At 73.6% G+C, this 10673-nt stretch carries 9 protein-coding genes; 2 read left to right on the top strand and 7 right to left on the bottom strand.

The window, feature by feature from the left end:
* On the bottom strand, window positions 1-603 hold a 603-nt coding region (locus ACFXA3_RS09100), incomplete at its 3' end, for a TetR/AcrR family transcriptional regulator (protein WP_385184059.1).
* 93 nt (window positions 604-696) lie between these two features.
* Here ACFXA3_RS09100 and ACFXA3_RS09095 point away from each other — a divergent pair.
* Together ACFXA3_RS09095 and ACFXA3_RS09090 are read left to right on the top strand one after the other, a co-directional pair.
* Window positions 697-1878: an FAD-dependent monooxygenase gene (locus ACFXA3_RS09095; protein ID WP_385184057.1), complete on the top strand. Its 1182-nt coding sequence runs from the start codon at window positions 697-699 to the stop codon at window positions 1876-1878.
* A gap of 89 nt (window positions 1879-1967) precedes the next feature.
* Complete coding sequence (locus ACFXA3_RS09090) at window positions 1968-2429, top strand: nitroreductase family deazaflavin-dependent oxidoreductase (protein WP_385184055.1); 462 nt, start codon at window positions 1968-1970, stop codon at window positions 2427-2429.
* 6 nt (window positions 2430-2435) lie between these two features.
* On the opposite strand, the gene ACFXA3_RS09085 is transcribed toward ACFXA3_RS09090, so the two are convergent.
* The 6 genes from ACFXA3_RS09085 to ACFXA3_RS09060 form a co-directional block, all read right to left on the bottom strand.
* Complete coding sequence (locus ACFXA3_RS09085) at window positions 2436-4028, bottom strand: phytoene desaturase family protein (protein ID WP_385184052.1); 1593 nt, start codon at window positions 4026-4028, stop codon at window positions 2436-2438.
* Complete coding sequence (locus ACFXA3_RS09080; RefSeq protein WP_385184050.1) at window positions 4025-6100, bottom strand: tetratricopeptide repeat protein; 2076 nt, start codon at window positions 6098-6100, stop codon at window positions 4025-4027. Before ACFXA3_RS09080 ends, ACFXA3_RS09085 begins: the two co-directional genes overlap by 4 nt.
* 33 nt (window positions 6101-6133) lie before the next feature.
* On the bottom strand, window positions 6134-7045 hold the full coding sequence (locus ACFXA3_RS09075; protein WP_385184047.1) for an oxygenase MpaB family protein: 912 nt from the start codon (window positions 7043-7045) through the stop codon (window positions 6134-6136).
* A 120-nt stretch (window positions 7046-7165) separates the two neighbouring features.
* Window positions 7166-7363: a CstA-like transporter-associated (seleno)protein gene (locus ACFXA3_RS09070; RefSeq protein WP_385184044.1), complete on the bottom strand. Its 198-nt coding sequence runs from the start codon at window positions 7361-7363 to the stop codon at window positions 7166-7168.
* Window positions 7360-9513 carry a carbon starvation CstA family protein gene (locus ACFXA3_RS09065; protein ID WP_385184041.1) on the bottom strand — a complete coding sequence of 718 codons (2154 nt, stop codon included), beginning with the start codon at window positions 9511-9513 and terminating at the stop codon, window positions 7360-7362. Before ACFXA3_RS09065 ends, ACFXA3_RS09070 begins: the two co-directional genes overlap by 4 nt.
* 201 nt (window positions 9514-9714) lie before the next feature.
* Complete coding sequence (locus ACFXA3_RS09060; protein WP_385184039.1) at window positions 9715-10479, bottom strand: GntR family transcriptional regulator; 765 nt, start codon at window positions 10477-10479, stop codon at window positions 9715-9717.
* Window positions 10480-10673 lie beyond the last annotated feature (194 nt).

The raw sequence follows: 10673 nt of genomic DNA, 5'->3' as shown, positions 1-10673 counted from the left end.
GTCGTAGAGGAGTCCGTCGGTCCACGCGGCCAGCAGTTCGGCGGACTCCTGCGGCCGCTGCGCGCCCAGCGCCGCGAGGAGTCCGGCGGCCCGGGCCCGGGCGGCCTGCCCGGCCCGGTGGAACTCCGGCTCCAGTTCGGGGTTGCGCGCGGCCTCCAGGCTGAGTTCGAAGCGGGCCAGCTGGCGCGTCCGGCCGGTGGTCAGCCACCGGTGCAGGACCTCGGCCAGCGCTTTCGCGGCCGCCTCCCGGCCGGCCGGCCCGCCCGGCGCGGCGACGGCACCGCCCGCGACCCCACCGGGGTCCGCGCCGGCGACCCCACCGGGGTCCGCGTCCGCGCCCCGGTTCACAGCCGGGTTCGCGTCGAACGCCGCGTCGAACTCCGTGCCGAGGTCCGCCTCGACGTCGCCGAGGTCCAGTTCGGCCAGCCGCCGGTAGCAGGCGCCGATCAGCGCCGTCCTCGTACGGAAGTAGTACGAGGTGCTGCCGGCCGGCAGCCGCGCCGCGCCGTCGACGGCCCGGTGCGTCAGGCCGCGCAGGCCTGCGGCGGCGACGAGGGAGATCGCCGCGTCCGCGATCAGGGTCCTGCGGTCGGGGGTGGACATGAGGTCACTCTACAGCTGTAGAGTGACCGCTACGGACCCTCTACGAATGTAGAGGCCGCACGGACCGACAACAGCGAAAGGGAGGGACGCGCCATGTCCTCACCGCATGCGGTCGTGGCAGGGGCCGGGATCGGCGGACTCACGGCAGCGGTGGCCCTGCACCGCCGCGGCTGGCGGGTCACCGTCTGCGAGCGGTCCCCGCAGCCGTCGGCCGCCGGCGCCGGGATCGTCCTCGCCCCCAACGCCCTGCGCGCCTTCGACGCCATCGGCTTCGACGCCGGCCGCGTCGCGGGCCGCGTCGCGGGCCGCGCCGTCCCCGCCGCGATGGGACTGCGCCGGCCGGACGGCCGCTGGCTGAACCGGGCCGACACCGCCGCGCTGACGGCCCGGTACGGACGGCCTCCGCTCGCCGTGTACCGGCCGGCCCTGGCCGAGGGCCTGACCGCAGCGCTCCCGGCCGGCGCGATCCGCTACGGGGCCCGCGTCACCGGCGTCGACCACGGACCCGGCTCCCCCGGCGCGCCCGTGGTGCACACCTCGGCCGGGGACCTCACCGCCGACGTCGTCCTCGCCGCCGACGGCATCCACAGCGGGCTGCGCCGCGCGTACTTCCCGGACCATCCCGGCCTGCACTACAGCGGGGCGACCGCCTGGCGCACCGTGTTGTCCGCGGACGGCCCGGCCGGGCGGCCCCCGGACACCGCCGAGACCTGGGGCCGCGGCGAGCGTTTCGGCGTCGTCCCCCTCGCCGACGGCCGCGTGTACGCGTACGCCACCGCCGTGGCCCCGGAGGGCCACCGCCCCTCCGACGTCCGCGCCGAACTCCTGCGCCGCTTCGGCTCCTGGCACGATCCGGTTCCCGCGCTGCTGGAGCGGATCGACCCCGCGGCCGTCCTCCAGCACGACCTGTACGACCTGGCCGCCGCGCTCCCGCGCCACCACCACGGCCGGATCGCCTGGCTCGGCGACGCCGCGCACGCCATGACCCCCAACCTCGGCCAGGGCGGCTGCCAGGCCGTCGAGGACGCCGTCGTCCTCGCGCACCTCCTCGACGGCGGAGCCGACGTACCGGCCGCGCTGGCCGCCTACAGTGCGGCCCGGTGTTCCCGTACCGACGCCATCCGGATCCGGTCGCGCCGCGCCGGCCGGGTCGCCGCGCTCGCCCATCCCCTCACGGTGGCCGTGCGCGACCTCGCCGTACGCGCCACCCCGGCCCGCGCCACCCGGCGCGCCCTGGACGACCTGTTCGACGGGTTCACGCTCCCGGGGGCATAAAACCGTGCCCGCCGCAGTTGGTGGTCGTTGAGTTTCGTCGACGGTTCAACCCCCGCAAGCAGCTCGGCAGCGAAGGCAGGTACACGGACATGGCGACCACGGACATCGACTGGGACCACCCCAAGGACCCCAAGCCGGGCAGTTGGCAGCTCGACCACGTCAAGCAGTACGTCGGATCGAACGGGGCCGAGGGCCAGTACTGGAACGGCACCCAGACCCTGCTGCTCACCACCGTGGGCCGGGTCTCGGGCAACGCCGTGCGCACCCCGCTGATCTACGGCGAGGCGGACGGCCGTTACCTCGTCGTCGCCTCCAAGGGCGGCGACCCCGAACACCCGCTCTGGTACAAGAACCTGACGGCCCACCCGGAGGTCCGCATCCAGGTCGGCCCGAAGGTCGTCCAGGGCACGGCCCGCACCGCCACCTCCGAGGAGCGCGCCGCGTACTGGCCCGTGATGGTCAAGCACTGGCCGGCGTACGACGAGTACCAGAGCAAGACCGACCGCGAGATCCCGATCGTCGTGATCGAGGCCGCCCGACCCGCCGCGTAACGACGGTCAGTGCCCCAGCACGGCCATCGCCGCGTTGTGGCCGGGGACCCCGCTGACGCCGCCCCCGCGCACGGCGCCCGCGCCGCACAGCAGGACGTTGGCGTACGGGGTCCCCACCCCCCAGCGGTCCGCGCCGCTCCGGGCGGCCGCCTCGCCGCCCCCGGTGTCGTCCGAGTGGGGCCACGAGAGGTCCCGGTGGAAGATGTGCCCGCCGGGCAGCCGCAGTTCGCGTTCCAGGTCGAGCGGGGTCTTCGCCTCGATGCACGGGCGGCCGTCCGCGTCGAAGGCCAGGCAGTCGGTGATCGGCTCGGCCAGGTGCGCGTCCAGCTGGGCGAGCGTGCCGGCCAGCAGCACCTCCCGCGCCCCCTGGTTGTCCTTCTCGAACAGCCGGGCCGGGGTGTGCAGGCCGAACAGGGTGAGCGTCTGGTACCCCTGCGCCACGAGCTCCGGACCGAGGATCGAGGGGTCGGTCAGCGAGTGGCAGTAGATCTCCGAGGGCGGTACGGACGGCAGTTCGCCGGTCGCCGCCTCGGCGTAGGCCCGCGCGAGCTGCGCGTACCCCTCGGCGATGTGGAACGTGCCGCCGAAGGCCTCGCGCGGGTCCACCGAGGCGTCCCGCAGCCGCGGCAGCCGCCGCAGCAGCATGTTGACCTTGAGCTGTGCGCCCTCGGCCGGGGGTCCCGGCGGCGCCTCGCCCAGCAGTTCACCCAGCGTCCGCGGTGAGGCGTTGACCAGGACCGTCCGCCCCACGACCCGTCCCTCGCCGGTCGCCGTACGGAACGTCACCTCGGCCGGAGCCCGCCCGTCCGTCTCGATCCGGAGCACCTCGTGCCCCGTCGCGATCTCGGCCCCGGCCGCCCGGGCGGCCGTCGCCAGGGCATCGGTGAGCGCGCCCATGCCCCCGACCGGAACGTCCCAGTCCCCCGTGCCGCCCCCGATGACGTGGTACAGGAAGCAGCGGTTCTGCACGAGCGAGGCGTCGTGCGCGTCCGCGAAGGTGCCGATCAGGGCGTCGGTCAGCACGACGCCCCGCACCAGGTCGTCCGCGAAGTGCTCCTCGACGGCCTGCCCGAGCGGCTCCTCGAACAGCATCCGCCAGGCCGCCTCGTCGTCGACGCGGGCCCGCAGCTCCGCCCGCGTGGGCAGCGGCTCGGTCAGCGTCGGGAACACCTTCTCGGCGAGCCGCCCGGTCCGCCCGTAGAAGGCGCGCCAGCCGGCGTACTCCCGCTCCGAGCCGGTGAGCCGCGCGAAGGACTCCCGGGTGCGGGACTCACCGCCGCCGACGAGGAGCCCGCCGGGCCGGCCGTCGCGTTCGACGGGCGTGTACGAGGAGACCGTGCGCTTGCGCACGGCGAACTCCAGCCCCAGATCGCGCACGATCTTCGCCGGGAGGAGGGAGACGAGGTAGGAGTACCGGGAGAGCCGGGCGTCGACGCCGGCGAAGGGGCGGGTGGAGATCGCGGCACCGCCGGTGTTCCCCAGCCGCTCCAGGACCAGCACCGAACGGCCCGCCCGGGCCAGGTACGCCGCGGCGACCAGCCCGTTGTGCCCGCCGCCCACGATCACGTCGTCGTATACATCGTGCCCGAAGCTCGTCATGGCTCTTGGTAGCACACCTGGCCGAGGCGCTCCAGGCAGTGCGCCTCGTCGGCGTGGGCCAGGGCCGTATCCGGATGGTCGTCGCCGAGGGCGCGTTCGCGGATGCCGGACAGGTCGCGGTAGACGGGCAGGGCCTCGTCCCAGCGGCCCAGCCGGCCCAGCCCGACGGCCAGTTCACGGCGGCTGACGAGGGTGTCGGGATGTTCGGCGCCGAGCGCGCCGGCCCGGGCCGCGGCCACCTGCCGGGCTTCGGCCACCGCCTCCTCCCAGCGGTCCAGCCGGCCCAGGTTGACGCCGAGGACGTGCCGTGCGCGGAGCGTCTCGGGATCGGCGGCGCCGTACGCCCGGGTGCGGTCGCGGACCAGGCCCCGGAACAGGTCCAGGGCCTGGGCGGCGTGCCCGGTCCGGCCGAGCGCGATGCCGACCTCGTAGCGGGCGGCGAGGGTGTCCGGATGGTCGCGGCCCAGCACCCGGTCCCGTACGACGGCGACCTGCCGGAACCCGTCGAGCGCCTCCTGCCAGCGGTCGAGGCGGCCCAGCGCGTACGCGACCTCGTACCGGGTCAGCAGCGTGTCCGGGTGCTCGGCGCCCAGGACGGCCGCCCGGTCGGCGGCGACCTCGGCCGCGGTGCGGTGGGCGTCCTCGAACCGGCCCAGCGCCCCGAGGGTGCAGGCGAGGTTGTGGCGGCAGCGCAGCGTGTCGGGATGGAGCGGTCCCATGCTGCGCTCCCGGGCGACGAGCACCGCGCGGTAGACGTCGTGGGCCTCGCGGTGGCGTCCGAGCCGGCCCAGTTCGTACGCCGCCTCCTGACGCGCCGCGAGGGTGTCGGGGTGGTCGGCGCCGAGCGCCCCGGTGCGCCCCTCGGCGACGGCTTCGTACGCGGCCAGGGCCTCCTCGGGCCGGCCCGCGCGGCTGAGGGCGAACGCCCGGGTGTGGCCGGCGGCGAGCGCATCGGGGCCTGCCCCGTGCAGGCCGCTCCCCTCGGAGCCGAAGGCGTACGCGACCCCGTACGGCGCGGTGAGCCGCGGGTCCTCGGCGGCGGCGGGGCGCACGATCCGGTGCCCGGCGGCGGGGCGCGCGGCGGTCCAGGAGCCGGTGAGCACGGCCCAGGCGCCGCTGGCGGGGCGTGCGTCGATGCCCGCCTTGCGGCCGGCGGTCATCGTGCGGGCCCAGGCGGGCAGCGGGGCGTGGGCGCCGGGCAGGCCGCCCGGGCCGAGCCGGGCCTCGACGAGCCGCCGGTGCAGGTGGCGGGCGTCGCCGGGGCGGTCCTCGGGGCGCTTGGCCAGCAGGTCCAGGACCACCTGCTCGAAGTACGCGGGCAGCTCGGGCCGGTGCTCGCGCAGCGGCACGGGCGCGTTGTCGCGGTGGCCGACCAGCACCGACCAGGAGTCGCCGAGGTCGAAGGGCGGGGCGCCGGTGGCGATCTCGTACAGGACGCAGCCGAGGGAGTAGAGGTCGCTGCGGTGGTCGACCTCGCCGCCCGCGATCTGCTCGGGCGACATGTAGTGCGGGGTGCCCATGGCCATGGCGCCGCCGGTGAGTTTGGCGGTGAAGCCGATGTCGTGGGCGAGGCGGGCGATGCCGAAGTCGCAGATCTTCACCGTGCCGTCGGTGAGCCGCATGATGTTGGCCGGTTTCAGGTCGCGGTGGACGACGCCCTGCTCGTGGGTGTAGCCGAGGGCGGCCGCCAGCTGCTCGGCGATGTCGACGACCACGTCCACCGGGAGCGGGCGCGCCTCGTTCTCCTCCAGGAGCTGGCTCAGGTTGCGGCCGTCGAGGAGCTCCATGACGAGGTAGAGGGGACCGCCCGCGGCGCTGTCGTCGCCGAAGTCGTGGACGACGGTGACGCCCCGGTGCTGGAGGGAGGCGGCGACGCGCGCCTCGCGGCGGAAGCGTTCGCGCAGGACCTGGACGAAGTGCTTGTCCTGCTCGGGCCCGAGCGGTTTGAGGCACTTCACGGCGACCTGCCGGCCCAGCGACTCGTCCCGGGCGCGCCACACCTCGCCCATGCCGCCGCGCCCGATCAGATCGAGTGACCGGTAACGGCCCTGGATCAGTCTGGACTCCGCCATGTCTTAAAGCCGCCCCCGTTGTCGTGCTCCGTCCTACGCCCTCCCCGGCCGGTCCAGTATGGCCGCTGATGTACGCAGTGTGTACGCCGAGGGGCGGCTCCCGGGGCCCATGCGGCGCATCGCTTTCAAGATGTGACCTGGAGGCAGCTGCCACCGTAGACCTGCGGGAATGCTGCGCAGCAGGGTACCGGTGAGGCGCAGGCGCCGGGTGATGACGGGCGCGGGCGGCGGCGTCCGCCCGTACAGCCGGTGCGCGTATCCGGGGAGGGAACCGTAGGCCAGGGCCGCGACGGGGCGCCACAGCAGGTTTCGGCCAGGGACGAGAAGGGCAGGGGTGGGCGGATTGCACAGGAACGCGTCCACCGCGCGGGCGTCGGGTCCGGCCGCCAGCCCGGGGCGGACCTCCTCGAAGTACGCGGCGAGGGCCGCCGTGCCGGCCGGGACGCGGGCCGGGTCGAGGCCGACGAGGCGGGCGTTCACCCGGTTCTCGTCGACGTAGCGGTCGGCCTGGGCCGCGGTGAGCGGGACGCCGGAGCGGCGCAGGACGTGCAGGAAGCTGTCGATCTGCGCGCAGTGCACCCAGAGCAGCAGCTCGGGGTCGTCGACGGGGAACCGCTCGCCGGTGGCCGGATCGGTGGCGGACAGCGTCCGGTGGATCCGGCGGACGCGGGCGCCGGCGCGCTCGGCGGCCTCGGTGGTGCCGTAGGTGAGGGTGCCGACGAAGTCGGCGGTGCGCAGCAGCCGGCCCCAGGCGTCGGAGCGGAAGTCGCTGTTCTCCATGACCCCGCGGACCGCGCGGGGGTGCAGGGCCTGGAGGTAGAGCGCGCGGATTCCGGCGATCCACATGATCGGGTCCCCGTGGCACTGCCAGGTGACGGAGGCGGGCCCGTAGAGACCCGGGTCGGGCGGGGGCGGGGCCGGTGCGCCGTCCCGGGTCGCGGCCATTCCCGTACCTCCCGTGTCGCCGCCGCGGCCGCCGAACGGGGGACGGCGGGGGGGGGCGGGGGGGCGCGGGTGGGGGGCCGGGGGCCCGGGGGGGCGGGGGGGCCCCATACCTCCACGGGTTCAGCAGCAGCGGAAGCCGTCGCGGGGATCCGCCTCGCGGGCGTCCGTGCGGGCGCGTTCGAAGGCCTTGCGGGTCAGGACCTCGGCCCCGGGGTCGTGCGAGCGGGCGTGCGCGACGTACCGGTCGTACGCCGCCTCGCCCGAGAACTCCCGTACGAAGTACCTCGCCTTCGCCAGCGCCCCGCGGACGCCGCTCACGCCACCGGCTCCTTCGTGCGGCCGCCGCCCGAGTCCAGGCCGGCGGCGGCGAGCTCGGCCCGCTCCTCGGGCGTCGCGATGAGCCCCGCCGGGGCGATGATCTTCGACTCGGTCCACGGGACCTCGGCCAGGCGGACCGACTCCGGGCTGCGGACCGCCTTGAGGCAGGTCCGCGCCGCGTCCAGCAGCACGATGACGATCAGTGCGGCGAACAGGGCCGACAGCACGCCGTCGACCGTGGCGTTGGTGACGATGGTGTGCATCTCGCCCGCGTTCTTCGCGGGCGGCAGCACCTTCCCGGCGTCGATCCCGGTCTGGTACTTGTCGCGCTGGGCGAAGAACCCGACCTTCACGTCGTCGGAGAACACCTTCTGGTAGCTCGCGGTGAGCGTGACGGCCACGTCCCACGCCAGCGGGACGGCGGTCACCCACGCCCACTTGAGCCGCCCGGACTTCACCAGCAGCGTGGTGCAGACGGCCAGGGCCACCGCGGCGAGGAGCTGGTTCGCGATTCCGAACAGCGGGAACAGCTGGTTGATGCCGCCCAGCGGGTCCTTGATGCCGACCCACAGGAAGTAGCCCCAGCCGCCGACGACGAGCGCGCTCGCCAGCCACACGCCGGGCTTCCAGCTGATGTCCTTGAAGGACTTGTGCACGTTGCCCAGGGTGTCCTGGAGCATGAACCGGCCGACACGGGTGCCCGCGTCGAGGGTGGTCAGGATGAACAGGGCCTCGAACATGATCGCGAAGTGGTACCAGAACGCCTTCATCCCGGCGCCGCCGACCACGGACGAGAAGATCTCCGACATTCCGAGTGCGAACGTCGGCGCACCACCCGTACGGGACAGCAGGCTGCTCTCCTCCACGTCCTTCGCGGCCTGCGCGAGGAACTCGGGGGAGATGGCGAAGCCGAAGTGGGTGACGGCCTGTGAGGCGGTGTCGACGGTGGTGCCGATGACACCGGCGGGGGAGTTGACCGCGAAGAACAGGCCGGGCTCGATGATGGTGGCGGCGATGATCGCCATGACGGCGACGAAGGACTCGGTCAGCATCGCGCCGTAGCCGATGACCCGGACCTGGGTCTCCTTCTGGATCATCTTCGGGGTGGTGCCGGAGGAGACCAGCGCGTGGAAGCCGGACAGCGCGCCGCAGGCGATGGTGATGAACACGAACGGGAACATCGACCCGGCGAAGACCGGTCCGTCCCCGCGGGCGGCGAAGTCGGTGACCGCGGGCATCTTCAGGGTCGGCATCGCCAGGACCACGCCCACCGCCATGAGCGCGATGGTGCCCACCTTCATGAAGGTGGACAGGTAGTCGCGGGGCGCGAGGAGCATCCACACCGGCAGCACCGAGGCGATGAAGCCGTAGGCGACCATCCAGAGGACGAGCGTCTCCTTCTCCAGCGTGAAGGTGCTCGCGAACGAGGACCCGGCGACCCAGCCGCCCGCGACGATGGCGAGCAGCAGCAGGGCGACGCCGATGACGGAGATCTCGGTGACCCGGCCGGGGCGCAGCACGCGCAGGTAGAAGCCCATGAAGAGCGCGATGGGGATGGTCATGCCGATGGAGAAGACGCCCCAGGGGGAGTGCGCCAGGGCGTTGACGATGACCAGGGCGAGCACCGCGAGCAGGATGATCATGATGGCGAACACGGCGACCAGGGCGGCGGCTCCGCCGACGGGGCCGATCTCGTCCCGGGCCATCTGGCCCAGGGAGCGCCCGTCGCGGCGGGTGGAGAAGAAGAGGGTGACCATGTCCTGGACGGCGCCCGCGAAGATGACGCCGGCGACGATCCAGATGGTGCCCGGCAGGTAGCCCATCTGCGCGGCGAGCACGGGACCGACCAGCGGGCCGGCTCCGGCGACGGCGGCGAAGTGGTGGCCGAACAGCACCCGGCGGTCGGTGGGGTGGAAGTCGACACCGTTGTCGAGGCGTTCGGCCGGGGTGGCCCGCGTCTTGTCGACCTTCAGGACGCGGTCGCTGATGAAGCGCGCGTAGAAGCGGTAGCCGATGGCGTACGAGCCCAGCGCGGCGGCGAGCAGCCAGGCGGCCGAGATCTCCTCGCCGCGCGAGAGGGCGAGGATGCCCCAGCCGAGGGCCCCGATGAGGCCGACGAGGACCCAGGCGGCGACCGACTTGGGGGTCATGCCCCCGGAGCTCCCCGGCGCGGAGGGCGAGTCCGCGGCCGTGCCCGGACTCGCCGCGTTCCGTTCTGTACCTGTTGCTTCCGGTTCCGGCATGATCCTCGTCCCCTCGTTGATCATCTGCGTAAGCGCAGGGAATCTACGGGGGCCCGCTCGGTGAACGTAAGCCCCCGTCCGTATAGCGGAACGAGAGTCAACTACGAATCACACGGCGGGGCGCTGGAGTCGCGCCACGAACTTGTAACGATCGCCGCGGTACACCGAGCGCACCCACTCGACCGGTTCGCCGTCTGCGTCGAGCGAGTGCCGGGAGAGCATCAGCATCGGCAGGCCGACGTCGGTGCCCAGCAGGCCGGCCTCGCGCGGGGTGGCCAGGGAGGTCTCGATGGTCTCCTCGGCCTCCGCGAGCCGTACGTCGTACACCTCGGCGAGCGCGGTGTAGAGGGAGGTGTACTTGGCCAGCGAGCGGCGCAGCGCGGGGAAGCGCTTGGCCGAAAGGTGCGTGGTCTCGATGGCCATGGGCTCACCGCTGGCCAGGCGCAGCCGCTCGATGCGCAGCACCCGGCCGCCCGTGGCGATCTTGAGGAGCCCGGCGAGGGTGTCGTCGGCCGTCACGTAGCCGATGTCGAGGAGTTGGGAGGTGGGCTCCAGCCCCTGGGCCCGCATGTCCTCCGTGTACGAGGACAGTTGGAGCGGCTGCGAAACCTTCGGTTTCGCGACAAAGGTGCCTTTGCCCTGAATGCGCTCCAGCCGGCCCTCGACCACGAGCTCCTGGAGCGCCTGGCGCACGGTGGTCCGCGAGGTGTCGAACTCGGCCGCGAGCGTGCGCTCCGGCGGCACCGGCGTGCCGGGGGGCAGTGTTTCGGTCATGTCGAGCAAGTGCCGCTTGAGTCGGTAGTACTTGGGCACGCGCGCCGTGCGAGTGACTGCCCCGCCTTCCGGCTCCGTGGTCGCCCCTTCGGTGGACATCGCCGCCCGCCTTCCCGACTCCAGTTTCGCTGCCGTCACCGGCTCCTCCGATATGTGCGGTCACATCGTGACACGGGTGGGAGGACAGGCCTCCTCCCTCCCCCAGGTGTCGGTGCCGTAACCGACCCATCGCCCGCGCAATAGACCCGTGACACCCCGAAAGGTCTATGCCCACCACCGGTTTAAGGGCTCAA

This window comes from Streptomyces sp. NPDC059456, from assembly GCF_042750055.1.
GTDB lineage: Bacteria > Actinomycetota > Actinomycetes > Streptomycetales > Streptomycetaceae > Streptomyces.
The sequence above is the reverse complement of the archived record's forward strand: the minus strand, read 5'-3'. Positions and strand labels throughout refer to the sequence as shown.